This window comes from Paenibacillus sp. FSL K6-1230 (genome assembly GCF_038002385.1).
GTDB classification, from domain to species: domain Bacteria; phylum Bacillota; class Bacilli; order Paenibacillales; family Paenibacillaceae; genus Paenibacillus; species Paenibacillus massiliensis.
Genome location: NZ_JBBOCK010000001.1, coordinates 2,674,678 through 2,701,375 on the forward strand (window position 1 = coordinate 2,674,678; position 26,698 = coordinate 2,701,375).

A 26,698-nucleotide genomic window follows, 5' to 3' on the forward strand; every position below is an offset into this window, starting at 1 on the left:
CCAAAATGGCTTAGAGCGATCTAGTAGATGGGTGTCAGCGTGTGAGAGGAGAGGGTAATATTGTTATTTCACAATGCTCCGCTGAATAGAGAACGGGTACTAAAGGAACTAGACGTAATGGGGTACTCGGACAGGATGAAGCAGATGGCAGCCTGGGGGTGCCAATATAAAGGAGATACTGCTTATAGCGTCCTGCTTACATCATTGTTGAAGAGTGACAGCGCCTATGAGGGGCATTTGGCATTAACTGGTGCTAGTGTAACGCATGATGCTCATGCCGTTTTGGCGGCTTTAAGTCATGGGAAGGCAGGCGTTAGGTGCCGGGCAGCCAAACTTTTGCCGAAGGTTCTCATAGTTTCAGATTTTTTGATAGAGTCTGAAATCGTGTCGATGTCGCACGAATGTCGTCGCCAATTGCTGCGAAGCATCGTGATCAGCTGCCGGCAGGACTGGGCGGAGAGATTGCTGCCACTTGTGCTTGCTAATTGGGGAGGACATGAGGCCGCAACATTGTTGGCTGCATGCAGCGAGGAAACGGTTCGTCGATACCTCCCGGAGCTGGGGTATGGGGTACGCAATTGGAAAATGCTGACGCAGCGTCACCCTGCTATCGTAGCGGATTATTTCCATGATGTGCTGCAAAAGGCAACACAGCGCGAGAAGACCTTTGTATGGTGGAGCTTTAGCTCAGCCATCGAGATGCTGTGTGAATTAAAACCAAGTATGGTCTTGGAATGTGCGTTGAAGCATGGGCCTATGGACGTACTTCATCCTGTTCTCAGACCGCGATTGGGCCGTCTAATGGAAGTAAGCTCGGAGGGTGTATTCAAGCTCCTGACGCGAGAGGAGGCGAGGGGGGACCTTCTGACTCACGGCGTACCTGTAGGTGTTTTGAAAAAAAACAAGCTTTTTTCCATCGAGCAGTGGGCAAAGCTAACATCATTGCTGGCTGAGCAGCCTTTGCATGTAGCGAAGGTACTGGATACACTTGCGCCGTCCTTACGGGGATTGGTCTTCGAGGCTACTTATAGAGGAGACGAACGAGGAATGCGCGTTTTCCCGACATCGCTTCTGGATGTACTGCCACATCGTTTGCGCCATCAGGAGGCGGCTCGAATGCTAGGCCTGCGGGATATTCGGGAGCGCCGAAACCGTAAGCTGGAAATAACTTCGAGGCTATTCATTGCGGATGCCAGAGAACATCTGGAGAAAGCTGCGACTGTATCCGGAGCTGATGAGCGGGCTGCGGCCTATGTCCATCTCATCCGAAGCACGGCGTTATCCCGAAGCGGAATGGATGAAACGTTGCATTTCGTGACCCGGATTAAAAACGATCAGGACCCAGTGCGGAATGCAGTCATGGTCGAGCTGTCGAACTGCCCTCCCACGCTCTTTAAGGAAGACCATATCGGGGAATTGACTTTGCTGGTCGACAGCGTGATTGAAGCCAGAGACACCTCCTATGGGACACGAGCAGCCACAGAAAATTTGGCCTTTGCCATTCTGTGCTACCATACTTCCCAGCCCGAGAGCAGACTCTTCAAATTTGCTCTAAGAACATTCGCCAGAATGGCAATGCGGGACGGACACTTTATGTTGCGTTCCATGGACTGGGACAGAATGCCTGATCATGTGTTGAACATTGTGTTCGATGAATTTTATGCTCTTGGCATGGAAGCTAACAAGCGAGAGAGCTATACATATATTCTGCGGATGGCCGAATCGTTTGGCAAATTGGCAGAGCGAATTCCTAAACTCCAACTGCTGCTGAAGGAATTAGTTCAGGTAAAAAACGTATCTCCTCAGGCTGTTCGTTATTGGCTGGCTCCACGAAAAACACGCGATGAACGGGTAAAAGAAATGCTGGATAGGGACCTCTCCTTCATTTCGTTTTATGAGGTATTTAAGCATCTGCACCTGAAGCGTCAAGAATGGCTGGACCCTTTCATTGCAGGGACAGTCATCAAGGGCAGGCATCTTTCAGGGAAGTCGATCTATCTTCTGCCTGCCTCGGACGGGTTCCATCGCTGGTTGCCGCGTCAGCAAAAAGCATTGGCTGCTCTACTCGAAAAAGTAGCCTTGGATGCCAAGCGTAACTTTTATGAGCGTTCTTCTGCCATGCGGAGCTTGGCAAAAATGCCGGACTATTGCTCCGATAAGTTGAAGAAGCTGCAGCAGGATGAGGAAGTGCAGATTGCTGAGGCGGCGCTACACGCTTGCTCCTTATGGGAGGACCCGGAGAAGGCGCTTCCTTTGCTGCTGGACAATCTGGATGGGGACCGCGCCCGTGTGGCAATGTATGCGATCCCTCGATGTGCGCGTCGAATGAAGCCGCAGGCGATGACCTCCATGCTTGCAGACCTTTTGAACCGGGATAAGCTGAAAATTACAGTGAGAAAAGAAGCGATCCGGCTGCTGGGAGCCTTTAAGAGCAGTGAGAATATGGCAATACTTCTTCGTGAACACGAGAAACCCAATTCCCATAAGGATGTTGTGATTGCGATAGGGCATGCCGCCAGACAATGGCTCGAAGATGAGCGAAGCTGGGCTATATTAAGCGCAATGGCTTTGTCGCCGGAGCGGGATATCGCAAAAAGCCTGCTCTACCAGAACCCAAGAGAGCTTCCATTGAAGGATCGGCCGCGATATGTGCAGTGGATTGCCGAGAATGGAAGTCATGCGGATGCGGAGGTTGCCCAGGAGGCTTTCCGAGCGATGAATCTTTGGGCGGATGGCCATGAAGTGTTGCTTGCCGCTGCCGCTGGTAAAGCCATATTGGATATGGAGAACAGCTCCAGATGGAAGGCGGCACTGGATACTTTGATCGTGGTCTGCCGTGATGGAGCGGTAAACGAGCAGGTGATTAGTCTTTGCAAGCAGCTGGGAGCCATGGAACCAGTAGTCGAATGGAATGCGACTGCCGACAGGGATCTGCCGCATCGTCAGCGCCTCTTGGCACTGGTTGACAAGCTTGTCTTATTGTCTCCGCATGTAAGGTACGGACTAGCTCCGCTGTATGAAAGCGTGATTGATGTACTCACTGACAAAGAGGCGATGGAATCCGCTGTGATTAAGCTGCATATAGCCATGATTGAATGGAACAGCGCTGAACAGGCCGTTGCTTATCTAAATCATGTGATCCAGATCGCGAGTAGGAAGCCACATTTGTTGGATTATGCGTATCGGCGGATCGTTCAAACGCTTAATGAAAGCAAAGGGCATTGGACCGCAGAGGAGCTTCTGAGCATCGTGGATCGTTTGAATGGCCAGACGCCGTTCGAGGCTCAGTATGTAGGACTTTCTTTATTGCAGGTTGCGGGCAAGGCGTTATTGTGGAATCAGAACAGCGCCGACCGTTTGCGGACTTACCGGAAGCACGAGCATGAGATCATTCGAATGTTGGCTATGGACATGTGGACCGTTCTGGAATAGAACGGAGCATGTCGAAAATAAAGGAACGTTGCAATGATTTAGATATAATGTCTACATCCGTATGTCCCGGCAGTGTAATAGCTGTCGGGACTTTTTATCGTGTCAGAATATAGCTACATATAGGGGGAAGAAGCCTTATAATTCGCTGATTTACATGACGTATCAGGATTACTGATAGAACCGATAAGATCTAACTAATTGACCCTGTGCAGTACGTATGTTAGGTTCAAGATAGTATTAATGAGATCATAATAGTCGGATTTAGAAAATGAGCGCATATTGGGGTGGATGGGATTGAACTTTCAAGTAAGCAATAGTCCTTTTAATGAGGAGCAGGCTGATCTGCTTAACCGACTCGTACCGACATTGTCCGAGAATCAGCGTATATGGCTGACCGGATATCTGACTGCTACTGGTGCTGGAGGTGCAGGGCAGGCCATACTCCAGACACCTGCTGTAGTCGCAGAACAGACACAGGCGTTACCACTGGCAGCGCAGGTACAGACCTTGCCCAAGGAGGTCACTGTTCTGTATGGCTCTCAGACGGGTAACTGCAGTCAGCTGTCAGGCAAGCTTACTACAAAGCTGGAGCAGTTGGGCTACAAGGTCACCCGCGCTTCCATGGCAGACTTCAAGCCAAGCAACCTGAAGAAAGTACAGCATTTGCTCATACTTACAAGCACGCATGGCGAAGGCGAACCACCGGACCAAGCGATAGGCCTATACGAGTTCTTGCACAGCAAGCGGGCTCCTCAGCTGCCAGACACCTTCTACTCGGTATTGGCACTGGGTGATACCTCCTATGAGTTCTTCTGCCAGACGGGTAAGGATTTTGATGCCAAGCTGGAGGAGCTTGGTGCGAGCAAGCTTGCACCGCGTATGGATTGCGATGTGGACTTCGATAGTTCGGCTACAGAATGGATGGAGCAGGTTATTGGCGCGCTTGAGCTGCGGACCTCAGGGAATACTGCCACGGTATCTGCAGGATCATCGGTAGCAAGCACGGTAGCACCTTCCGTGGAAGAGAACTATTCTAGATCCAATCCATTTGCTGCCGAGGTCCTGGAGAATCTTAATCTGAACGGACGCGGCTCCGCGCGGGAGACCCGACATGTGGAGCTATCACTGGAGGGTTCGGGACTTCATTACGAGCCGGGTGACAGTCTGGGAGTCTATCCGCAGAATGATCCGAAGCTGGTAGATCAATTGATTGAGGCTTTGAAGTGGAATCCGGAGGAAGAGATTCACGTGCACAAGCAGCAGCTACCACTTCGTGAAGCGTTGACTCGCGTGGTAGAGATTACTGTCCTGACGAAGCCGTTGCTTCAGCAGATAGCAGGATTGGCCCCTGACTCTGCACTAAGCAAGCTGCTAGCAGCCGGACAAGAGGAGGAGCTGCGGAGCTATATCAGCAGGCATGATCTGCTGGATCTCGTGCAGCACTACGAGCTGACAGGGATTGCGGCTGGGGAACTCGTTCCTTTACTCCGTAAAATCCCGCCTCGCCTATACTCAATTGCCAGCAGTCCTAGTGCCAATCCGGATGAAGTCCACATCACGGTGAGAACGGTACGCTATGAGAACGAAGGACGTGAGCGCTCTGGGGTATGCTCGGCTCAACTGGCCGAACGTGTGGAAGCCGGGGATACCTTGCCTGTGTTTATTCAGCACAATGCGGGCTTCAAGCTGCCGGAGCAACCGGATACCCCGATTATTATGATCGGACCTGGCACAGGAGTAGCTCCATTTAGAGCCTTCCTAGGAGAGCGAGAAGAGACCGGAGCGGAAGGAAAGTCGTGGCTGTTCTATGGTGATCAGCATTTTGCTACAGATTTCCTGTATCAGATCGAATGGCAGAAATGGATCAAGAGCGGGGTACTGACCCGTATGGATGTAGCTTTCTCACGGGACACCGAGGAGAAGGTATATGTGCAACATCGTATGCTGGAGCATAGCCGTGAACTGTATGAGTGGCTGCAGGCAGGTGCGTATATCTATGTGTGTGGAGACGAGAAGAAGATGGCACATGACGTGCATGCTGCACTGATACGCATTCTGGAGCAAGAGGGCGGACGTTCCGCAGATGAGGCAGCAGCCGAGCTTATTCGCCTGCAGCAGGAGAAGCGTTATCAACGGGATGTATATTAAGGGAATGCCCAAGCATAAGTGACATGTACAGGAGCCCGAGAGGAGATATGAATCGATGACTCAAAAGCAATTACTCCACCCCCAGAATGCTCCTCACAGCGATGTGGAGGACATTAAGCGCAGAAGCTTCTATCTGCGGGGAAGTCTGGAAGAGACTTTGAAGGACCCGCTGACGGGTTCCATCCCTGAGGATGACAATCGTCTGATGAAGCACCATGGCAGCTATATGCAGGATGATCGGGATCTGCGTAATGAACGGCAGAAGCAAAAGCTGGAGCCGGCCTATCAGTTCATGCTGCGTGTTCGCGCAGCTGGTGGTGTCATTACGCCAGAGCAGTGGCTGATGATGGACCGCGTAGCTCATAAGTATGCAAATGGTACAATCCGTCTGACAACGCGGCAGTCATTTCAACTGCATGGTGTAATCAAGTGGAACCTGAAGAACACGATTCGTGAGGTCAACGACGCGATGCTGAGTACACTGGCCGCCTGCGGAGACGTGAATCGGAATGTTATGTGTAGTCCGAATCCTTACCAATCGGAGGTCCATAGTCAGGTGTATGAGTGGGCTTCAAAAGTGAGCCAGCATTTGGACCCGCGCACGAGAGCATATCATGAGATTTGGCTGGATGGAGAGAAGGTCATCGACAGCAAAGATGATACCGAGCAGGAGCCGATTTATGGTCCGGTATATTTACCGCGTAAGTTCAAGATCGGGATTGCGGTGCCACCAACCAATGATGTAGATGTATTCTCTCAAGATCTGGGGTTCATCGCCATTGTAGATAACGGCAAGCTCATCGGCTTCAATGTAGCTGTTGGTGGCGGCATGGGGATGACTCATGGCGATCCGAAGACCTACCCACAGGTGTCCCGAGTGATCGGCTTCTGCACACCGGAGCAACTGATTGATGTAGCGGAAAAGACGGTTACCATCCAGCGGGATTACGGTGATCGGGCTGTGCGTAAGCATGCACGGTTCAAATATACGATTGATGATCGGGGATTAGAGTGGTTCGTGGAAGAGCTGACATCCAGACTGGGTTGGTCGCTGGAGCCAGCGCGCGCCTATCATTTCGATCATAATGGTGATCGTTATGGTTGGGTGAAGGGCGGTGACGGAAAATGGCACTTCACGTTGTTCATTCAGAATGGACGAATCAAGGATTTGGAGGATTACCCACTAATGACGGGGCTGCGCGAGATTGCCACCGTTCACAAAGGGGATTTCCGACTCACTCCTAATCAGGGGCTGATCATTGGCGGTGTCAGTGCCCGCAGCAAGAAGAGAATTGAGCAGCTATTGGAGCAGTATAAGCTGACTGACGGCAAGCATTATTCCGCGTTGCGCCGGAATTCCATGGCATGTGTAGCCCTTCCGACCTGCGGTCTGGCGATGGCGGAGTCCGAGAGGTACATCCCAAGCTTCCTCGACAAAATCGAACCCATGCTGGTCGAGAGCGGGTTGGAGCAGGAGGATATCGTAATCCGTATGACGGGTTGCCCGAACGGCTGTGCTCGTCCCATGCTCGCTGAGATCGGGCTGATCGGCAAGGCTCCAGGCAAGTACAACCTCTATCTGGGTGGCGGATTTGCCGGCCAGCGCTTGAACAAGCTATACAAGGAGAACATAGGGGAAGAGGAGATCCTAGCCTCGCTACAGCCGATTTTCAAACAATATGGCCAAGAACGTGAACCTGGTGAGCATTTGGGCGACTTCGTTATTCGGGCCGGCATTGTACAGGAGGTACGTGACGGACAGGAGTTCCACGCTTGAGATCTGCTTGAGTTGATACTTTTCACTCGTCTTGTCATGGGAGCACAATCTATATAATTTACATTGATAATTTATTGTATAAGTATTTACAATATTAGATGTTATACTATGATTGTGAGAATAGTACCTTGATCGGACAGCAACGTAACCTCACCTTGATTGGGTCAAGGTACTAATCAGCAATGCAACTTCAAAGGATGAGGTGATGACCATGGCATTGAAGACGAGTAATATTTTTGTGAATGTACCAGTCAAGAATCTCGAGGCGTCCAAGTTGTTTTTCGAAAAGGTTGGCTTTGAATTTAATCCGCAATTTACGGATGAGAAGGCAGCCTGCATGGTCCTTGGTGACAATATATTTGTCATGCTGCTGGTGGAGAGCTACTTCCGTTCCTTCATTAACAAAGAGATTGCTGATGCAAGCAGTACTACTGAGGTGATTCTAGCGATCTCAGCAGACAGTCGGGAGCATGTGGATGAGATTGTCAACCGTGCTTTTGCAGCTGGCGCCAAGGAATATAATGATCCTACGGACCATGGATTTATGTATGCATGGAGCTTTGAGGACCTGGACGGTCATCTGTGGGAAATCACTTATATGGACCCTAGCAGCTACCAGTAATTCAAGAATGCTCTGTAATATAAAGGCTGTTTTTTAATAATGCTATATATGTTGAGACAGGACCGCCAGGAGTAGAGGCGGTCCTGTTGCTCTATTTACAGCTTTTCTTTGCTTGCCCGCCGAGTAAATTGTATATACGAGCAAGGCTTTTCATGTGAAAAAGAAAGTAATGCAACATGCCTTTTAACCATTAGCCAGTCTTAAAGCGCTGTAATAAAATGTGGTTGTTATAAAACTAAATATAGAATTATATGGAATTTAAGGGTAAAATGAATCTAACGGAGTAAAGGGGGGAGTCTTTCAAATCCCTTTGTTATTTGCCTTTTTAGAAGGCCAGAACTCTCGTTTGAAGCAGCTCTGTACTCACCTCTAATCTGGTCGAGGTACAAAGTTGCACCAGGAGCAGGCTTACATCTCCTGATGCTAATCGCTCCTAGGAAGGACTTGTATAATCTCTACTAGCTCGGTAGGACGTCGGGGTCTGGTAATAATGCTTCTTGTAGGTGGTACTGAAATGTTCAAGCGAGGCGAAGCCTGTGCGCTCGGCAATGTAATGAATCGGCAGCTTGGTGTGACTTAGCAGATAAGCTGCCATTCGCATGCGAAGCTGCATTTTTTTCTCCGCAAACGACACACCATATAGAAGCTTCACCGTGCGTTCTGTTTGCCGTACGCTTAATGTAAGTCGTTCAGCCAGTTCACCAATCGTCAAGGATGAGTACTGGTATAACAGGCTTTCCTCAATAATTTGCATGCGCTGCTCGTCAAGAGTCTTCTCTGAGGCGTGTGCGGGTGTAGGAAGACTGTCAGCATAGTTGTCCATTAGAGATATCATGATCTGCTGAATAATCTGCGTTATTATGGCTTCATTTGAAGGGGAATAGCTGGAGAAATCCGCTTCAAGCTGCTCGAACAAGGTGAGCATATCCTTCTCATCCTTGCCATGCCAGAAGGAAGCCGTCAGCAGACGATCTGCAGTAGAGGTATATTCATCCAGCATCTGCTTGGACAAAAAGAGATTCGCCCCAGGATCAACAACCTCGAAGAACAGGGAATACCCTGTAAGCTTCTCTTCTGCCGTGGTCATCTCTTCATATACAAGCCCAGGACCACTCATGTAGAGACTTTTGGCACCAATCTGACATGTTCTCCCGGCGAGCAGCAGCGTGCCTCTACCGCCACGAATATAGTGAAGTGCGTACATATGAGGGCCTGAACAAGGGGTGTCCTTAGTATCTATGCTCGTATCCTTGAATTGAATACAACGAATATTAAATTGAAGACTGCCTACTTGTGCAATGATGTTCATGTTGTGCCATGAAGCGTGTGACAGACTGCTCATACTTGTGCTCCTTTACCCCTGCTGGGTGTCTTCTCGAATAATATGTCCCTGTGGGGGTAGAAAATATTTAAATCCCGCCATATGACGAGCCTGATAAGCAATCGGTCTTTGTCGTCCAACCATGATGATATTTGTATGCTCCCGGACATGCTCTGGTTGCAAAATAAAGGTTAATGTATACAAGTAGTGTAGCTGAAGTGTACTATGCACGGCATGAATCCAGCGATCTGTGGGGCTACCTATCAAATTCAGCAGGATAGTACCATCTGGGCTCAGCCTGTCAGCTGCGAGCTCAAAGAATTCGCTGCATACCAGATGGGGTGGCGTAATGGAGTCGGAGAAGGCATCTACAACAATGTAATCGAGACTGTCCGACTGCTCTTCAGCAAGTAGAGCGCGGCCATCGCCCAGCCTGACATCCTGAATATGGCAATTAAAGTAGGCCTCGCTGATGTCGCGTATGCGTTCATCCAGCTCCGCAGTAATAACCCTTCGATCCGAGAAGTAACCGGCGATGGTGCCGATGCCATGCCCGATTACGAAGGCTCTATCAAACTGCATTAGGTTATGCTCCATCAAATGAATCATCGCCCGTGGATATTCCAGTACAACCCGCTCTGGCTGCTCAAGGTCTTGGGCGCCCTGAATGGCCCCATCCCCGAATTGGAGGACACGGAATCGACCGCGTTCACCGTATAATTCCTCCAACTCAGTTACACGCAGCTCTGGTAAGCGTCTATCATGATAGTAAATGGTCTGCATATGAGAAATCTCCTTGAAAACGATAATGCGATTTGTTATATATACCCACAGTATACCATTGCACCCCACTACTCAGAAAGCGTATCCTTTTATACGCTTGTTGAAGATTGGAGGAAGAGGTATAATAAAGAAGATAGGCTCATATCCGGTTCTGGTATGAGTCGAACTGAATACGAATAGAGAGCGGGAATCTTCATGGGTCGTAAGTGGAATAATATTAAAGAAAAGAAGGCATCCAAGGATGCAAATACTAGCCGCGTGTACGCCAAGTTCGGCGTAGAGATTTATGTGGCTGCCAAAAAAGGCGAGCCTGATCCGGAATCCAACCGTGCTCTGAAGGTCGTTCTGGAACGTGCCAAGACATATAATGTACCGAAAGCTATCATTGACCGTGCAATGGAGAAAGCTAAAGGTAGCGGTGACGAGACTTATGAAGAGCTTCGTTATGAAGGCTTTGGACCAAGCGGCTCTATGATTATTGTCGACGCATTGACCAATAATGTGAATAGAACGGCACCGGATGTTCGTTCGGCTTTTAACAAAAATGGTGGAAACATGGGTGTAAGCGGCTCCGTATCCTACATGTTTGAGCCGACTGCTGTTATCGGCGTAGAAGGCAAGAATGCTGATGAAGTTATGGATATCCTGCTAGAGGCGGATGTGGATGTGCGTGATATCCTTGAAGAGGATGAAGCCATCATTGTGTATGCCGAGCCGGATCAATTCCATGCGGTTCAGGAAGCTTTCAAGGCGGCAGGCGTAACGGAGTTCACCGTGGCGGAGCTTACCATGCTGGCGCAGAATTTCGTGTCCTTGTCCGGTGATTCGCAAGTCCAGTTCGAGAAACTGATTGACGCGTTGGAGGATCTGGAGGATGTGCAGCAGGTCTACCATAATGTAGAGCTTGAGGATGAGTAAATTTTTAAGTCTGAGTTAATCAGAATGGTGTAATTTGAAATCCACTTTTTGTATGGAATATCTGTACAAGGAGTGGGTTTTTTATGTTGTTAGAGGGTATTTATAAATAATCTCTATTTGATCTGTAGATCAAGATAAGCTTGACATATTCAAGGGGAAGAAGTAGATGGGGTCAATCAGGCATACAATGAAGAGAAAATAATGACTAAATACTCCCTAGAATGCTTTTGGCTAAGAATAGAAGAGTAAATACATATAACAGTGTTAATGAGACAAGTTAGACTAAATACCTAAATAATAGGTGTTTAATCTTTACTTTTTTAGACTGCTTTTTTAGGCTACTTAGCTTTGGGAATCTATCCTGAAATAATTTTTTATAACTATTGTGTTAATGATTACATAATTATAAAATGCTTAAATATAAACTATAGTAGTAAATATTGGGTTTAAATATGTATATATTTAGATTCAATGCCTAGTTTTGGAGAGGTGCTTACAATATATTCAGGAGGGTAATAACTTGTTTAAAAAAGCAACCATTAAGTCATTTTTACGTATTACTTCTGCAACCCTTGCATTTATAATTTTATTTGCCACATCCGTTCAATCTTACTCATTGGCGGCAGAGATTGATCACCAGACTATTACTCAAGAAATTTCAGAGGATGTTACCTCTAATAATAGTGATGAACCAGTAATAGTTGAGCCCCAAGAAGAAAAACCTGAGAATTTATTACCTGAAGAGATCATTCAAGAGCAGGACACGGAAGTGACACCTGCTGATGAGAATTTTCATGAAGTAAATCTGGAAGACATAGAGGTTCAGAGTGAAGAAGAACTCGTTACTACTCAGGTAGTATTTGCTGCTCCTTGGGTTGGAATGGGCATTGGTCAGTTACTTGGTTGGCTTGCTGGTGGTACTGCTGCAGCTGTTGTAGTTTATAAATTTGCAGAGGATGCTGTAGAAGTAAGGCAATTTGCAAGAGAACTTTCCAGAAGTAGAGAAAGAGAGAAACCTAAATATTTCCTAGCGTATAAGGATAGTATGAACCTCTATGTTGGCAAGCCACTAACAGAAAGCGAAGCTGTCAATTCTTTGAATATGTCATCGAGGTTGGAAATCTGGACAGCAAACTACTCTGATGCTCAATATATTGCAAGAAGAATCGGAACAGCCACTGAACCAGAAAATCATTATAGAAGAGGATTTAATGACACTCGCTATTTTTGGCATGTTCATGGTGAACGGGGAGCTTTCCGAACAGGACATATTTTTTATGGTGTAGATGGTCGATGGGGATTAACCAAAAGAAGATAGATTTGATTGAAGCATAACTATATGTTTATTTCCTCTCCAAAACTAGAAATGTATATCTTATAATTTACTTATTATATAAAGAAAGAGGAATCAAATTGGAGATTGATATTCAAAAGTTATATGAAACGTTTCTAACATTGGATGTTCCGAATCCATTTACACTAGAGCAGATACACGAACGGCTAACCCAGAAATATTACGCAGAAAAAGTTGATTTAGAAACATTTGCTTATTTGCGTAGAGATCCTGAGGCTGGTTTTGATGAGGCAGTAGCTGCATATGTATTTCAAGATGATAGAGGAACTAGAGAGCTAGTTAAATTAAACAAAGAAGAAGATATAAATGAACCCCTCTATTTTGCTTGGGTTATTGATTCAACGTTAATTGGAAAGTCTAATTTATTGGTTCTCGAAACGGATGTTTTCAGCGGAATGGACAAAGAAGAAATGGTGCTAGGTAATTTGCGTTTTGAAGAATTCTTGATTGTCCTTTATTTAACAGGCTATATCCAATTCGATAATGATTCATTAATTGATCAGGTAATTGCTCGGTATAAAGAGGGTTACTGTTTTCGTTTCTTTGGCATGCAGGATGGTTATGAGAACTATTTATACAAAGATTGGCTAAAAGGATTTTATTAATTCTTAAAAGTACAACCCACTATAGGACACAACGCCTTCAGAATATGAAGGTTTTTTTTGCGAATTACATAAGAAGCTGTTTTTGGCTGAATACAATGTCTACTGGGACAAGTATTCAGCGAGAAGCAGCTTTTTTGTTATTCATAGCTTTCCGTAATTGGATATGCAGGCATATTTATGGAATTCGTGCTCATACTAGGGGGGAGCAAATTTGATTCTGACCGGAGAGTAAGGAGGGGACTTCCATGAGGACCAACGATCAGCCTAAAGGAGATTCGATCGAGCAGGTTACACAACATGACATCGGTTTATTTGAAGGCTTGGATGATAATTTGTCTTATATTCAAGGCGCGCTCGGGAATAGTCCTGATCTGATTACTCGTGTCCTTGATCTGGATGAGGGGACACGGATCGCCCTGTTGCATATTGACGGCCTGGTCGATAATCAGATACTGCATCAATCCGTGCTGACCTCTTTGATGAATCCGGGGAAAATGGAAGAAACGAAGGGAACTACACCTACCTACAAGCTTGCCTATCTCAAGAGGCAAGTGATTATCGCAGCTGATGTAGAGTATGTAAGGGAATATAACAAGCTTCTGGATAACTTGCTCTCGGGGGATATTATTATCCTGCTGGATGGTGTGAATGATAGTCTGCGAATAGGCGCTCCAGGCTGGAAGGATCGAAATGTGAGCGAGCCAAGCTCGCAGGCTGTTGTACGAGGACCCATGGAAGGATTCACGGAGAATTTGCGTACCAATACCGCCCTCCTTCGAAGACGGATTAAGGACAGCAAGCTGTGGATGGAAAATTATAAAATCGGTAAGGTTAGCCACACCAATGTGACTATTGCCTATATGCATGATATTGCAAATGAGTCGGTTGTTAAGGAGGTACGGGATCGGTTAAGTGAAATTGATACGGACAGTATCCTCGAAAGCGGATATATTGAGGAGTTCATTCAGGATACAGCCATGACACCTTTTCCAACGATGTATAACAGTGATCGTCCTGATACCATTGCTGCCGGCGTATTGGAGGGCAGAATTGCGATTATGGTGGATGGTACCCCCTTTGTGCTGCTGGTGCCATCTTTTATGATCAGCTTTTTTCAGTCTGCTGAGGATTACTATCAACGATGGGGAATATCCACACTGCTGCGACAAATTCGCTTTATGGCATTTCTGATCACATTGCTAGCCCCCTCATTGTATGTGGCCATTACCACCTACCATCAGGAGATGATCCCCACAAATCTGGTCATCAGTCTAGCTGCTCAACGCGAGCGTGTGCCGTTCCCAGCCATGATCGAGGCAATCCTGATGGAGGTCACCTATGAAATTTTGCGGGAGGCGGGTGTTCGTATCCCGAAGAATGTAGGACAGGCCATTTCAATTGTCGGCACGCTGGTCATTGGTCAGGCTGCTGTGGAAGCCGGATTCGTCTCTTCTGCCATGGTAATTATTGTATCGATTACGGCCATCTCTAGCTTCGTTATTCCGGAGACGGGTATGTCGATCGCGGTCCGAATGCTGCGATTCGTCTTCATGGGTCTGGCAGGCTTCATGGGGCTGTACGGCATTATGTTCGGCGTGTTCATTACTGTGCTTCACCTGGCTTCCCTGAGCTCCTTCGGCATGCCTTATACTAGCCCGCTTGGACCGTATGTACAGGAGGATATGAAGGATTCCATATTCCGCTTCAGTTGGCCTAAGCTTACGACGCGTCCGAAGGAGAACCAACCACAAAATCTTGTCCGCCAATCCAAGAAGAACCGAAGAGGTGCCAAATGAAACGAATATTCTGGCATCGGATCATCAGATCTTGTCGTTGGCAGGCTATGCTGCTATTACCATTAAGCTTATCTTTGTTACTGACGGGCTGCTGGGAGCGTCAGGAATTGAATGAAATGGCCTTTATCGTAGGGGTAGGCATTGATAAGCTCGGTGATAAGTACAACGTATCTATGCAGGCGGTGATCCCCTCCGAGGTAGCCGGTAAATCTTCGGGATACAGCACACCTGTAACGATATATCAGAATACGGTAGATAACGTCTATGATGCCTTAAGGGAATTTACCTTGATGAGTCCCAGACAGTCATATCTGGGTCATATTCGGGTGCTAGTCATCGGAGAAGAGCTGGCGCGGGAGGGTATTGCCCCGGTGTTGGACGTATTCAAGCGAAGTCGGGAGCCCCGTATGGATTTTTATGTTATGGTGGCCCGTGACAGTCAGGCTGCAGAGATTCTTAGTGTGTTGACCCCGCTGGAAAAGCTCCCTGCGAATAAGCTCTTTAATTCTCTCGACCGTTCCTCCAAGGCAACGGCAACGACAACCACAGCTACATTGGATCAAATTATTGAAGATTTGTTTGGCCAAGGGCTAACTCCTGTCTTAACGGGGGTTATTATAGATGGCAGTGTGGGCGAGGGGATGGAGCATTCGAATGTGGAGAGCGTTGAGCCCAAGACGAAGCTGCGATATCGCGGGGTTGCTATCTTTCAGAAGGATAAAATGGTGGGCTGGTTGGATGAAAAGGAAGCCATAGGCTACAACTACATGACTGATAAAGTCGTGACGAATACAGGTTTCGTTATGGGAACCGATGACCGTCCTATCATCATGGAGGCTATGAGGACATCGACTGATCGTGAGGTGAAATTCATTAATGGTCAGCCTCACATTTATATTAAAGTCAAGACGATTTCTAATGTGCAGGATGTCCCCAGTGAGATGGATATCGGTACAACAGAGGCGATGAACTACCTTACCAAAGAAGCAGAGGAGAAGACGGTGAAGCTGATGCAGACGGCTTACAATCGCATTTTGTCCAAATACAATATAGACGCCATGGGCTTCGGGCATCTGATCTATCAGCACAACCCCCAGGCCTGGTTCAAATTAAAGGGGAAGTATGGGGACGACTACCTGGCGGAAATTCCAGTACATTTCTCGGCCAAGATCAGAATTACTCGTATAGGTACCCTGGACAAGTCTTTCCGCAGTGAGGTGAAGGAGTAGGAAAGGAGCGCATGTATGCTGCTTGTCGGTCTTGTGTTGTTTGTAGCAGCCTTGTGTATCTGGATTGATTGGAAAAAGCTGCGGCAGGAATCAGGGATGTGGGACATCGTAATCTATGCTGTCGTGATGCTCTCAGGTATCGTATTGAGCAGCTGTGTAGTCATGGGCATTACCCTGCCAAGTCCGCTTTATCTCATCAAATGGTTATATACACCCCTCAATGCCTGGGTAAATATGCTGTTCAAGGCGGTGGGCCTATAGTCTGCATGAAGTCCGTAAAGGGAGGAATCAGGTATGTCATGTGCACGCAAGTGGATCATCATGATGACATGTATACTGCTGGCTTCCCTTACGCTGAGTGGATGCTGGGAGAGACGAGAGCTGAATGAACTAGCTTTTGTCATGGGGATGGGGATTGATAAGGCAGGGGATCAATATAAGGTTTCCATGCAGGTAGTAGTTCCTTCGGAAATGACGAATCAGTCCGGGAATTACTCCACGCCCGTTACCGAGTATATTAGCACCGTGGAATCCATCTACCATTCCCTTACAACGTTTACGCTAAGATCACCAAGGTTATGTTATATGGGTCATATTCGCATACTGGTGATCGGCGAGGATGTAGCAAGGGAAGGCATTACGCCGATTCTGGATGTCATGAAGCGAAGCAGCGGCATCCGTCCGGATTTCTATATCGTGGTTGCAAGGGATGCCAGTGCGGCTGAGGTGCTGAATGTGCTGACCAAGCAGGATAAAATTCCGGCGAACAAGCTGTTTCATTCTCTCGATGAGGCATCGGAGAAGACGGGGAAAACGACGAAGGTCACCCTTGACGAGCTTATTGAAGCGTTGGTGTCGAACGGTAAGGATGCCGTACTAACCGGAGTAAGACTGAAGGGAAATGCCAAGACCGGGGGAGAGAAGAGCAACGTTCAGAGTGTAATGCCCAAGACACGGTTGGATTTACAGGATGTCGCGGTATTTCGCAAGGATCAGCTGACCGAATGGCTGGATGAGAATGAGACGGTCGGTTATAGCTTTATCATGAATCAGATTAAGAGGACAACCAGAAGCATCAGGGGAACCGACGGTAAACGGATTACGGTCGGGCCAGTGTTCTCCAACACTGAACGCAATGTGAAGATCATCCATGGCGTTCCTCATATCTTCCTGCATCTCAAGGGCACCTTCAATATCCAGAGCTCGGAAAGTGCTATGGACCTGGGCACGGACGAAGCAATGCGCTATGTGACTCGCAAGACCGAAGAAGAAGTACAGGCGCTTATGCAGCAAACGGTTGATCGCTTGTCGGAGGGGCAGCAGCTGGATATTTTCGGTTTTGGGGAATCTATATACAAATCCAGTCCCTCAGCCTGGTATCAGATGATCGCGAACTACGGACACCGCTATCTGGTCCACATTCCTGTTCACTACAAGGTCGATATATTGTTTAACCGGATCGGAACACTGGATACCCCGTTTTACAAGGAAATCAAATCGTAGACGACATGCTTGCACAGAGACGACAGGCAGCAGTACAAATCTTAACACTAAGGGTGGATCATATGGGCAGTAAAGCTGAACTCAGCAACCGACAATTAACCATTTTAGCCATTTTGGTGCTCATTGGTGATATGGGACTTGTCTACCCCTCTGTAATGACGGCTTATGCGAACCAGGATGGCTGGATTGCTGGTCTGATCAGTATTCCAATTGGTCTTGGTGCTCTGTGGCTGATGCTGCGCTTCTATCGTCTGTACCCGGAGCTCACGCTTGTGGAGAGTGCCATGAAAATTACAGGAAAATGGTTCGGAGGTGTCATATCCGTCTTTTACCTGTTTTTCTTTTTAATGCTAGGCTCGGTTTACGTTCGGGAAATTGAAGATTTCATGTGTACTCAAATTTACGAGCGCACCCCAGGGAATGTGATTCGCTTCATGGCGGTAATCATTATCGTGTATGGACTCAAGCTGGGCTTGAAAACGATCGGACGCGCCGCTGAACTCATGTTTCCGCTGTTTGTCCTGTTCCTGTCTACGTTGCTAATCCTCTTGCTGCCCGATGCTCATATAGATAAGCTGTATCCTGTACTTTCAACCACCTCAATTAAAAACCTGCTGCACGCTTCTTTTTTTGGCGTATTCTACCCGTTCGGTGAGATGATGGTCTTTCTTATGGTCTTGCCCAAGGTGAAGAAGCAGCCTCATATGACTCGGGATATGCTGACTGCGACCCTGACCGCTGCGATTGCCCTCAATTTCATCCTGTTCCTGTCGCTAACGGTGCTGGGGCTATATTTCTCCAAGCATCACTTTTATGCGGCCTATATTTTGGCTCAGAAGATTAATATCGCGAATATTTTTCAAAGGATCGAAGCTTTAATGGCTGTTACCTGGGTCATCTCAACATATTTCAAGACAGCCCTCTATCATTATGCTCTGTCTGTAGGGATCTCTCAACTGTGCAAGCTCAAAAATTATGATTTGCTCATACTTCCTTTAGGCTTCGTCATATTCGCCATGTCTGAAATTCTGTCACCAACGATCATTTTCTATGTCAAGACGATGCCGCCTTATTGGGTGGATTGGAACTTCACCTCGGCATTTCTGATTCCCTTACTGCTGCTCGTTATACATGCGATCAGGTCGAAGTTTGGCAAGGGAGCCAAGCCCGCCTCGGCCCAGAGCTGATAGAGGCATTTACAGTTCAGGACATATGTCCTTTTCTCCGCTCAGGATGTATCATTTAATTAGAACAGACTGAGGTAAGGAGAGAAGAGTACAGATGGGAATAATTTATGCAATACTTGCTGGAGCCTTCATTACCTTGCAGGGTGTGGCGAATGCACGTATTAGTCAGGATATGGGAACATGGCAGGCAGCTGCTCTAACCCAGTTCACGGGCTTTGTTGCGGCCTTGATGATTCTGGCATTCGTACGCGGGCGTAACTGGCAAGGGGTGTGGCAAGGCATGAGGAGTGTCAAGCCGCTCTATCTGATCGGAGGAGCCTTTGCCGCGATTATTATCTTCAGTGAGGTGACGGCGATCCAGCGCATCGGGGTTACATTCACGATCTCGGCGTTGTTGATTGCCCAGCTATGCATGGCCTTTCTGATCGATAGCAATGGCTGGTTCGATGTGCTGAAGCGCCGCATGGGAGCAGCGCATTTTATTGGCATTGGTATGATGATTGCAGGTGTTATGATACTGAAGATGTAGCGAAAAGTTACGGGCTGAATAAAAGCTGGCGGAGGCAGACGTAGATGAAGGAAGTACAGACATAATGAGGGAAGTACAAAATATGGAGCAACTGAATGAATATCTGCGGAAGTATCAACTGGAGAAGGTGTTCCACGAACCGCTGCGTCCCTACTTGACCCTGTATCGACTTGCTCCTGGAGATGTCGCTTGCTATCAGGGCCAGAGGGCTGAACAGATGTATGTTCTCGTTCAGGGCAAGGTGAAGATCTACACTAATTCGACTGAGGGACAGTCCTTAATTGTCTCGTTCAAGACACCGCCAGAGGTCATCGGCGACATTGAGTATGTACGGCAGATCGAGATCATTAATACGGTTGAGGCGGTATCGAGTGTGGATCTGATCGGCATCCCCTATACATGGCTGCGTAAGGCAGGAGATGACCACCCCCCACTGCTACATTTTCTCCTGGACATTATTACGAGGAAGTTCTATGTCAAATCAGATTTTCTAAGCTTCAACCTGATGCATCCTGTCGAGGTCAGACTGGCAAGCTATCTGTTATCAGTGAGCACGGAGGAATCGGACATGGCAGGGTCAGCCCATCTCGACTCCATTAGTCTGACCGATACAGCGAACCTGATCGGAACGAGCTACCGTCATTTGAACAGGGTCATTATGAAATTCTGCAGTAAGGGGCTTGTGGAGCGGGGAAGAGGGAGTATACGGATTCGTGACCTGGATGGCCTTAGAGCCATCGTGAACGGGTCCATGCCGTAGACGAAGTATGGGCCGCGATAGTAATGGGCAGGCGGCGGTACTGATTGATAGTGGTAGTGAATGACAGGAGGAATTTATGATTACAGGCATCATACTGGCGTGTATCGCTGGAATCTTGGTAAGCATGCAGACGGTATTCAACAGCAAGGTTAATGAGCACAACAGCTCATGGGCCACAACGACGCTTGTGCTCGGTATGGGCTTTGCCGCATCTTTGCTAATAGGGTTGGCCGTTCAGGGGACGAAGATGTTCCAGATCGGGGACATGAAGCTATGGTATATTTTCAGTGGGCTTATTGGAGTGGGAGTCGTCATCTGCCTGGTACAAGGAATGAAGAGACTGGACCCCACCTTCGCCATCTCCATTGTCGTTACCTCACAGCTGGGTACGGCACTATTATGGGACTCTCTAGGCTGGATGGGTCTGGAGAAGATTCCGTTTAGCTGGAGCAAGTTGCTAGGGGTTATCGTAATTATTGGCGGCATATTGGTGTTCAAGCTGGGAGATCTGCAGCATGCTGCACGAGTACGGCAACAGCTACGAACGGTTCGTGAGCAGAAAGGAGTGAAGGTGCAGTGAGCGCATTTATAGATAAAATTGCATGGATTCATATCGAGGGGCGGCGAGTGCTAGGAGCCCGTTCACAAGGGAAGGAAATCTTTTATTTGCCTGGCGGCAAGCGTGATCCAGGAGAGACAGATGCAGAGGCTCTGATCAGGGAAATTCAGGAGGAACTGTCCGTACACATTGTACCTGCGACAGTTGCTTTAGTTGGCACCTTCGAAGCAGAGGCCCATGGCAAATCTGGAGGAACGCCTGTCCGAATGACCTGCTACACGGCAGAATACACTGGTGAGCTACAGCCTGACTCGGAGATTGCCGAGCTGTCCTGGCTTCAATATGCGGATCGTGATCGGGTCTCTCCAGCTTCACAGTTGATTCTGGAGCAGCTCCATGCCTCAGGACAGATAGACTGAACAATAAATACGGTGAAGGATGCTGTCTACTCCAATAGCTGCATCCTTCATGCTTTTATGGGAATCTAGCTAGATCGAACCTGCATTGTAGAAGGAAGGGGGAAGCGGCGGAGAGGAAGTTTGGAAGTGAGGGGCTGTTCCCATTTATCACACGGTGCTTGGCGCTCCTGTTAGCGTGTCAATATCGGTAGAGCCAAAGATCAACAACGTAATAACAATGACCAGAATAATTCCACTTGCAAAGCCTTCTCCGTCAAATTCACTCATGGACGGCACTCCTTCCTGTACAGTATCTTACGATTTGGGAGCAGTCATTTGCTTGACGGCTTCCATCAGATCATTTATTGTCACATCACTATTCTGGCTTATAAAATTAACGAGCTTGTCGACATTTCCATTGTTGGAATCGGATAATGACTTATACTTGCCGACGAGGCTGACGAACACAGAGCCATCCTTATAAATTTGAACCGAGTCCGTACGGAGCTTACCAGTTAACAGCAGTGCCGCTACCGTGTATTCGAGGCCCTTTTTCTGTTGGATGAGGGTGGCCAAGGACTGTTTTTTGCCGCCGTTTTTTTTGCGTTTTCCGAGAGGAGCCATAATGTCCCTTCCTCCCTTGTACTAATTGTTCAATGGAACGGTCCACGGATTCCTATACGATTCAGGATATGCTTGAGGCCATGCTGGTGTGCTGAAATCGAGCAACTCAACTATGCTATAATAGAGTCTGTATGCCAGATTGAGGAGCAGAAGCTGATGATGAAGACAATTGCCGATATAGCCAAGCTGGCCGGTGTGGCCAAAAGCACGGTATCTCGCTATCTGAACGGAGGTTCGGTCAGCGAGGCCACGAAGTTGCAGATTGAGAGAGTGATTCAAGAGCATAATTATATTCCGAATACGTTCGCGCGTAGCCTCAAGGCGAAGAAAGCTCATATTATTGGAACGATCGTACCACGTCTGGATTCCTTTGCTACCTCACAGATGCTGATGGTGATCGATCAGGAGCTTAGAGATGCGGGCTTTCAGACGTTGATCTCGAACACAAGTCAGGATATGAAGCGGGAGATCGAAGCGATCTATGAATTTGCAAGGCAAAAGGTAGCGGGAGTCATTCTGATTGCTGTCCAGATTACAGAGGAACATGTGCGTGCGGCAGAGGAGACTGGACTGCCTATTTTGCTGGTCGGACAATCCCATCCTCATTTTGCTTGCGTTATCCACGATGACTACGGAGCTGGTCAGGTTATGGGGGAATACATTATTAGCATGGGCCATCGCAGGATCATATACCTGGGTGTCACTGAACAGGATGTAGCTGTGGGCAAGCGCCGCAAGGAGGGCTTCGCGAGCGCAATTCAATCTTATGATTGTGAAGTCAGCTATGTGGAGACGACCTTCAGCATGACCGATGCGATGAATACCGCCTTCAAGCTTTTGGAGGAGCAAAGGCCATCCGTGATTGTATGTGCAACCGACAATATTGCGCTTGGCGTGATGAAGGCTGCATTTTTGCATAATATCGATATTCCTTCAGAGCTGTCCGTAACCGGCTTCGGCGGCTACGATGTAACCGAGATTATTCATCCAACGCTGACAACCGTCAAGTATGGGTACAAGGAAACAGGAAGACAGGCTGCGCAGAACATTATTAAATTAGTGCGAGAGGAATTGCTCGAGCCTGTAACGACCATGAATTTTGAATTAATGAAGCGGGAAAGCGTTGACAACAAAGCATAGGGTATTTTATAATGCAGGAAAGAAACCGGTTCCATATCAATTTGTGTTCACACAAAGTTGAATGGAACTATTATTTGATTGTTTGCGGAACCGGTTCCGCAATGGTGTGCTCCGAGTATCATTAAGTTTCATCTAGATGGTACCTGCTTGATGGTAGTGATTGTTGGAGCATGAGTTTGTCATATTGTAAAGCGTGAAATTGTCGTAATTGTAAAGCGAGCATGAATTTGAAGAAATTGTAGAGCACGTATGATCACGTTTTATGTAGGTTCAGTTTTTTGCGCATTTTTGGAACCGGTTCTAACAGAAAGTGTAGTCTAGGATAGAAATGGAGCGTGTCATGAAATTAAGCAATGAGCAAAAGTACCGCCTGCTGGAGCAGGCGGAGCCGAACGAGCTTAAGAGGCTGTATGAGATGGTAGAAAAAAGTCATTGGAGACAGTCCTATCATATCCAGCCTCCAATCGGTCTGTTGAACGATCCGAACGGGTTCACCTATTACCAAGGTGAGTACCATCTCTTCTATCAGTGGTTCCCCTTAGGTACGGATCATGGCATGAAGTACTGGTACCATACCAAGTCCAGAGATTTGGCTGAGTGGGAGGATGTGGGAATTGGCATTACACCCGGAGGGCGTTATGATTCACATGGTGCTTATTCCGGTAGTGGAATTGTCAAGGATGAGCTGTTGTATTTGATGTATACAGGCAATACACGTGATCAGGACTGGGTCAGACATCCCTTTCAGAACATGGCCATCATGGATACAAGTGGAGGGATTACGAAGCGAGAAATGCCAGTTATTGATGCTGTTCCACATGGTTATACTGATCATTTCCGCGATCCCAAGGTATGGGAGCAAGAGGGGCGTTACTGGTGTGTGATCGGAGCACAGCGAACGGATCATACGGGATGTACTGTACTGTACAGCTCGGAGGATTTAATGGAATGGTCCTTCGAGGGTGAGATTTCGACCAGACTAGATCCATTTGGATACATGTGGGAATGCCCGGACTATTTCGAACTGGATGGCCAAGGTGTCTTATTATTTTCTCCTCAAGGCATTGAGCCGCAGGGGGCATATTATCGCAATATTTATCAGTCCGGCTATGTGGTGGGAGCTCCGCTCCAACTGGATACAAGAAGCTTCGCACACGGGGATTTCCAGGAGCTGGATCGGGGATTTGATTTCTACGCCCAGCAGACGACAGTCGCTCCAGACGGACGGCGCATCCTTGTAGGGTGGATGGGATTACCGGAGATCGACTACCCGACAGATGAGCATGGCTGGGCCCACTGTCTGACACTGCCACGAGAACTAACGATGCGTGAAGGCAAGCTCATTCAACGACCTGCACGTGAGCTGGAGCGGCTGCGACAGGAGCACTACCATACACAGGTAGAATTGCGCGACGAGTGCGTCTCATTCACGGGCTTTGAGGGAAGCTCCTATGAACTGCTCTGCCAATTTGACACGATGAATGGGGATCGATTCGGCATTGAATTCCGGATAGGTACGGATGAGAAGACCGTGTTGACCTATGATCGGAAGCTGCGTCAGGTTATGCTTGATCGTTCACGCTCCGGGAAGCCCGTAGCTGTAGAATACGGTGAACAGCGTAGCTGTTCACTGGAAGCAGACCAGATCCGGTTCCATCTGTTCGTGGATACATCATCGGTTGAGATTTTCGTTAATGATGGGGAAGAGGTGTTCACGAGCCGTATCTTTCCAGAGACGGATAGCACCGGGATTCGTTTCTTTGCGGAAGGTGGTACAGTTTCATGCGAGGCAGATTGGTGGAAACTGTAGGATTATATAAATGAGAACTGAAGGGAATGACAACTAATGTCTGAAAATCGGGAGATCGCCAAGCAGGTTATCGAGGCCATCGGCGGTAAGGAGAACATCGCTTCATTCGCACACTGTGCAACCCGTCTCCGCATTATGGTCCATGAACAGGAGAAGATTGATCAGTCACGCGTGGAGGGAATTGACAAGGTAAAGGGAGCATTCTTTAACTCGGGCCAATTCCAGATTATTTTCGGTACGGGTACGGTGAACCGGATCTATGAGGAGGTCGAGAAGCTTGGCGTTAGTGGCACGACCAAGGATGAGATGAAAGCGATGGCCAAGAAGCAAGGCAACGTGTTCCAGCGGGCTATTCGCACCTTCGGTGATGTATTTGTACCGATCATTCCCGTTCTCGTCGCCACTGGTCTCTTCATGGGACTGAGAGGCTTGCTTACGCAGGATCAGATATTGGCCTTGTTCGGCATGACGCCAGGGGATATTTCTCCGAACTTTCTGCTCTTCACGCAGGTACTGACAGATACGGCCTTCGCTTTTCTGCCGGCATTGGTGGCTTGGTCCGCGTTCAGAGTATTTGGCGGAAGTCCGGTGCTTGGGATCGTGCTCGGCCTGATGCTCGTCAACCCGGCTTTGCCGAATGCCTATGGTGTTGCTGACGGCTCGGCAGAGGCGTTGACGATGCTTGGTTTTATTAAGGTAGTCGGCTATCAAGGCTCTGTGCTGCCAGCGTTCTTCGTGGGATTCATTGGCGCCAAGTTCGAGCGCTTCCTGCGCAAGCGAGTGCCAGAGGCACTGGATCTGATCGTCACGCCGTTCATTACCCTGCTGGTGATGATCACACTGGGGCTGTTCGTCATCGGCCCAGTATTCCATTCAGTCGAGGAATGGGTATTGCATGGTACGATATTTGTGCTGGATATGCCTTTCGGAATTGCAGGACTCCTGATTGGATTTTTCCAGCAGATCGTTGTTGTCACGGGCGTGCATCACATTTTCAATCTGCTTGAAATCCAGCTGCTGGAGCAGCGAGGCTCGAATCCGTTCAATGCTATTATTACCTGTGCCATGGCGGCTCAGGGGGCTGCTTGTCTCGCCGTAGGCTTCAAGACGAAGAATGTCAAGCTGAAGGCACTGGCGCTGCCGTCCTCCTTCTCTGCCTTCCTGGGGATTACGGAGCCAGCTATATTCGGAGTCAATCTCCGATACATGAAGCCGTTCATTATGGGCTTGGTCGGAGGCGGCGTCGGAGGCTTCCTGGCCTCATTGTTTGGACTGTCAGCTACAGGTATGGCGGTCACGGTCATTCCAGGTACACTGTTGTACCTGAACAGTCAGCTCCCGCTGTATATTTTGTGTAATCTGGTGGCAATGCTTGTCGCTTTCATCCTGACTTGGTTTTTCGGCTTCAAGGATCAAATGCTGGCAGAGGTTCAGCAGCCTGCTGCTGAGGGAGCCAATGCTAGTGCAGTGGTGCAACAGTCAATGGTTGAGGAGGCTTCTGTGAACACTGTAGTCGAGCAGCCAAAGCAGACAGAGGAGCGTGCATCTGCAAATAGCGTAGAGCAGCCAACAGAGGTAACACAAGCTCTTACAGATGTAGAAGGAGCTCAAGAGTCACAAGTAGCTCAAGGAACACAAGAAACACAAAGAATTCAAGAAACTCAGGAAAAGGCTGAGACACCGCAGGAGCTGCAGCTCCCTGCACCAATTGCCGGTACTATAATTCCGCTGGAGCAGGTGCCTGATCCCGCCTTTGCTGGGAAGCATATGGGTGACGGCTATGCTATTCAGCCCGCCGAAGGAAAGGTCTATGCACCGTTTGATGGTACTGTCGCGCATCTGATGGGCAAGAGCAATCATGCCATTATTCTTGAACAGGAGCACGGCGTCCAGCTATTGATTCATGTAGGCATTGATACGGTATCCTTGAAGGGAGCCGGATTCACAGCTCATGTCAAGACAGGGGACCCCGTGAAGGCAGGCCAATTGCTGCTTGAATTTAACATGGATCATATCCAGCAGGCAGGATTATCGACCATCACGCCAGTTATCGTTCCTTCGGGCCTGGAGGCAGTAGCGAGCATTGAGGTTGCCGCCAGCTCGAATGTGCAGGCCAATCAAGAGACCGTTCTGGCGGTTACATTGAAGGCATAATGGTTTAACGATCAGTAAGAGTCCGATTCATTACGAATAGCAGCCGCCT

Annotated in this window: 22 protein-coding genes; 19 read left to right on the forward strand and 3 right to left on the reverse strand. The window is 48.1% G+C overall.

The features are described 5' to 3' along the window. The first annotated feature begins 60 nt into the window (after positions 1 to 60). The 4 genes from MKX74_RS11890 (at position 61) to MKX74_RS11905 (ending at position 7,979) form a co-directional block, all read left to right on the forward strand. Positions 61 to 3,432, forward strand: a complete 3,372-nt coding sequence (locus MKX74_RS11890; RefSeq protein WP_341178490.1) for a HEAT repeat domain-containing protein — start codon at positions 61 to 63, stop codon at positions 3,430 to 3,432. A 294-nt stretch (positions 3,433 to 3,726) separates the two neighbouring features. After that, entirely contained in the window at positions 3,727 to 5,580 is a 1,854-nt protein-coding gene (locus MKX74_RS11895; protein ID WP_341178491.1) for an assimilatory sulfite reductase (NADPH) flavoprotein subunit, read from the forward strand. 55 nt (positions 5,581 to 5,635) lie between these two features. Beyond that, positions 5,636 to 7,357, forward strand: a complete 1,722-nt coding sequence (cysI, locus tag MKX74_RS11900) for an assimilatory sulfite reductase (NADPH) hemoprotein subunit (RefSeq protein WP_341178492.1) — start codon at positions 5,636 to 5,638, stop codon at positions 7,355 to 7,357. 211 nt (positions 7,358 to 7,568) lie between these two features. Beyond that, on the forward strand, positions 7,569 to 7,979 hold the full coding sequence (locus MKX74_RS11905) for a VOC family protein (protein WP_018883000.1): 411 nt from the start codon (positions 7,569 to 7,571) through the stop codon (positions 7,977 to 7,979). A gap of 433 nt (positions 7,980 to 8,412) precedes the next feature. Here MKX74_RS11905 and MKX74_RS11910 read toward each other — a convergent pair whose 3' ends face one another. Together MKX74_RS11910 and MKX74_RS11915 are read right to left on the reverse strand one after the other, a co-directional pair. Further along, entirely contained in the window at positions 8,413 to 9,321 is a 909-nt protein-coding gene (locus MKX74_RS11910; protein WP_018882999.1) for a helix-turn-helix transcriptional regulator, read from the reverse strand. A gap of 12 nt (positions 9,322 to 9,333) precedes the next feature. Further along, the gene (locus MKX74_RS11915; protein ID WP_341178493.1) at positions 9,334 to 10,083 is read right to left on the reverse strand and encodes a spermidine synthase; all 750 of its coding nucleotides are present in this window, start codon (positions 10,081 to 10,083) and stop codon (positions 9,334 to 9,336) included. Positions 10,084 to 10,278: 195 nt separating this feature from the next. Between MKX74_RS11915 and MKX74_RS11920 the strand changes: the two genes are divergently transcribed. The 12 genes from MKX74_RS11920 (at position 10,279) to MKX74_RS11975 (ending at position 20,942) form a co-directional block, all read left to right on the forward strand. After that, on the forward strand, positions 10,279 to 11,001 hold the full coding sequence (locus tag MKX74_RS11920; protein ID WP_341178494.1) for a YebC/PmpR family DNA-binding transcriptional regulator: 723 nt from the start codon (positions 10,279 to 10,281) through the stop codon (positions 10,999 to 11,001). A gap of 520 nt (positions 11,002 to 11,521) precedes the next feature. Beyond that, positions 11,522 to 12,319 carry a hypothetical protein gene (locus tag MKX74_RS11925; protein WP_341178495.1) on the forward strand — a complete coding sequence of 266 codons (798 nt, stop codon included), beginning with the start codon at positions 11,522 to 11,524 and terminating at the stop codon, positions 12,317 to 12,319. A gap of 95 nt (positions 12,320 to 12,414) precedes the next feature. After that, positions 12,415 to 12,960 (forward strand): pyruvate kinase, encoded by a 546-nt coding sequence (locus MKX74_RS11930; RefSeq protein ID WP_341178496.1) that lies wholly within the window; start codon positions 12,415 to 12,417, stop codon positions 12,958 to 12,960. A gap of 245 nt (positions 12,961 to 13,205) precedes the next feature. After that, on the forward strand, positions 13,206 to 14,756 hold the full coding sequence (locus MKX74_RS11935) for a spore germination protein (RefSeq protein ID WP_341178497.1): 1,551 nt from the start codon (positions 13,206 to 13,208) through the stop codon (positions 14,754 to 14,756). Further along, positions 14,753 to 15,985: a Ger(x)C family spore germination protein gene (locus MKX74_RS11940; RefSeq protein ID WP_341178498.1), complete on the forward strand. Its 1,233-nt coding sequence runs from the start codon at positions 14,753 to 14,755 to the stop codon at positions 15,983 to 15,985. The genes MKX74_RS11935 and MKX74_RS11940 overlap by 4 nt, the downstream gene beginning before the upstream one ends. 15 nt (positions 15,986 to 16,000) lie before the next feature. Next, on the forward strand, positions 16,001 to 16,246 hold the full coding sequence (locus MKX74_RS11945; RefSeq protein WP_341178499.1) for a hypothetical protein: 246 nt from the start codon (positions 16,001 to 16,003) through the stop codon (positions 16,244 to 16,246). 33 nt (positions 16,247 to 16,279) lie between these two features. Beyond that, complete coding sequence (locus MKX74_RS11950; RefSeq protein ID WP_341178500.1) at positions 16,280 to 17,488, forward strand: Ger(x)C family spore germination protein; 1,209 nt, start codon at positions 16,280 to 16,282, stop codon at positions 17,486 to 17,488. Positions 17,489 to 17,550: 62 nt separating this feature from the next. Continuing rightward, positions 17,551 to 18,675: a GerAB/ArcD/ProY family transporter gene (locus MKX74_RS11955; protein WP_341178501.1), complete on the forward strand. Its 1,125-nt coding sequence runs from the start codon at positions 17,551 to 17,553 to the stop codon at positions 18,673 to 18,675. Positions 18,676 to 18,769: 94 nt separating this feature from the next. Further along, entirely contained in the window at positions 18,770 to 19,204 is a 435-nt protein-coding gene (locus tag MKX74_RS11960; protein WP_018882989.1) for a DMT family transporter, read from the forward strand. A gap of 64 nt (positions 19,205 to 19,268) precedes the next feature. Then, positions 19,269 to 19,964, forward strand: coding sequence for a Crp/Fnr family transcriptional regulator (locus MKX74_RS11965; protein ID WP_341178502.1), 696 nt, complete (start codon positions 19,269 to 19,271; stop codon positions 19,962 to 19,964). Between the two features lie 76 nt (positions 19,965 to 20,040). After that, on the forward strand, positions 20,041 to 20,544 hold the full coding sequence (locus MKX74_RS11970) for a DMT family transporter (RefSeq protein WP_341178503.1): 504 nt from the start codon (positions 20,041 to 20,043) through the stop codon (positions 20,542 to 20,544). Beyond that, positions 20,541 to 20,942 (forward strand): NUDIX hydrolase, encoded by a 402-nt coding sequence (locus MKX74_RS11975; protein ID WP_018882986.1) that lies wholly within the window; start codon positions 20,541 to 20,543, stop codon positions 20,940 to 20,942. Before MKX74_RS11970 ends, MKX74_RS11975 begins: the two co-directional genes overlap by 4 nt. A gap of 294 nt (positions 20,943 to 21,236) precedes the next feature. On the opposite strand, the gene MKX74_RS11980 is transcribed toward MKX74_RS11975, so the two are convergent. Next, entirely contained in the window at positions 21,237 to 21,545 is a 309-nt protein-coding gene (locus MKX74_RS11980) for a hypothetical protein (protein WP_341178504.1), read from the reverse strand. A 156-nt stretch (positions 21,546 to 21,701) separates the two neighbouring features. Between MKX74_RS11980 and MKX74_RS11985 the strand changes: the two genes are divergently transcribed. The 3 genes from MKX74_RS11985 to MKX74_RS11995 all read left to right on the forward strand — a co-directional run bounded on the left by MKX74_RS11985 (position 21,702) and on the right by MKX74_RS11995 (position 26,649). Then, positions 21,702 to 22,685, forward strand: a complete 984-nt coding sequence (locus tag MKX74_RS11985; protein WP_341178505.1) for a LacI family DNA-binding transcriptional regulator — start codon at positions 21,702 to 21,704, stop codon at positions 22,683 to 22,685. Positions 22,686 to 23,025: 340 nt separating this feature from the next. Beyond that, positions 23,026 to 24,495, forward strand: coding sequence for a glycoside hydrolase family 32 protein (locus MKX74_RS11990; RefSeq protein ID WP_341178506.1), 1,470 nt, complete (start codon positions 23,026 to 23,028; stop codon positions 24,493 to 24,495). A 36-nt stretch (positions 24,496 to 24,531) separates the two neighbouring features. Next, positions 24,532 to 26,649 (forward strand): sucrose-specific PTS transporter subunit IIBC, encoded by a 2,118-nt coding sequence (locus tag MKX74_RS11995; protein WP_341178507.1) that lies wholly within the window; start codon positions 24,532 to 24,534, stop codon positions 26,647 to 26,649. The last annotated feature ends 49 nt before the right edge of the window (positions 26,650 to 26,698 follow it).

Coding starts and splice junctions, on each gene's coding strand:
- MKX74_RS11945 (WP_341178499.1), top strand. CDS start 16,001: ATGCTGCTTGTCGGTCTTGTGTTGTTTGTAGCAGCCTTGTGTATCTGG.
- MKX74_RS11950 (WP_341178500.1), top strand. CDS start 16,280: ATGTCATGTGCACGCAAGTGGATCATCATGATGACATGTATACTGCTG.
- MKX74_RS11965 (WP_341178502.1), top strand. CDS start 19,269: ATGAGGGAAGTACAAAATATGGAGCAACTGAATGAATATCTGCGGAAG.
- MKX74_RS11905 (WP_018883000.1), top strand. CDS start 7,569: ATGGCATTGAAGACGAGTAATATTTTTGTGAATGTACCAGTCAAGAAT.
- MKX74_RS11915 (WP_341178493.1), bottom strand. CDS start 10,083: ATGCAGACCATTTACTATCATGATAGACGCTTACCAGAGCTGCGTGTA.
- MKX74_RS11940 (WP_341178498.1), top strand. CDS start 14,753: ATGAAACGAATATTCTGGCATCGGATCATCAGATCTTGTCGTTGGCAG.
- MKX74_RS11970 (WP_341178503.1), top strand. CDS start 20,041: ATGATTACAGGCATCATACTGGCGTGTATCGCTGGAATCTTGGTAAGC.
- MKX74_RS11935 (WP_341178497.1), top strand. CDS start 13,206: ATGAGGACCAACGATCAGCCTAAAGGAGATTCGATCGAGCAGGTTACA.
- MKX74_RS11955 (WP_341178501.1), top strand. CDS start 17,551: ATGGGCAGTAAAGCTGAACTCAGCAACCGACAATTAACCATTTTAGCC.
- MKX74_RS11960 (WP_018882989.1), top strand. CDS start 18,770: ATGGGAATAATTTATGCAATACTTGCTGGAGCCTTCATTACCTTGCAG.
- cysI (WP_341178492.1), top strand. CDS start 5,636: ATGACTCAAAAGCAATTACTCCACCCCCAGAATGCTCCTCACAGCGAT.
- MKX74_RS11910 (WP_018882999.1), bottom strand. CDS start 9,321: ATGAGCAGTCTGTCACACGCTTCATGGCACAACATGAACATCATTGCA.
- MKX74_RS11980 (WP_341178504.1), bottom strand. CDS start 21,545: ATGGCTCCTCTCGGAAAACGCAAAAAAAACGGCGGCAAAAAACAGTCC.
- MKX74_RS11920 (WP_341178494.1), top strand. CDS start 10,279: ATGGGTCGTAAGTGGAATAATATTAAAGAAAAGAAGGCATCCAAGGAT.
- MKX74_RS11995 (WP_341178507.1), top strand. CDS start 24,532: ATGTCTGAAAATCGGGAGATCGCCAAGCAGGTTATCGAGGCCATCGGC.
- MKX74_RS11990 (WP_341178506.1), top strand. CDS start 23,026: ATGAAATTAAGCAATGAGCAAAAGTACCGCCTGCTGGAGCAGGCGGAG.
- MKX74_RS11985 (WP_341178505.1), top strand. CDS start 21,702: ATGATGAAGACAATTGCCGATATAGCCAAGCTGGCCGGTGTGGCCAAA.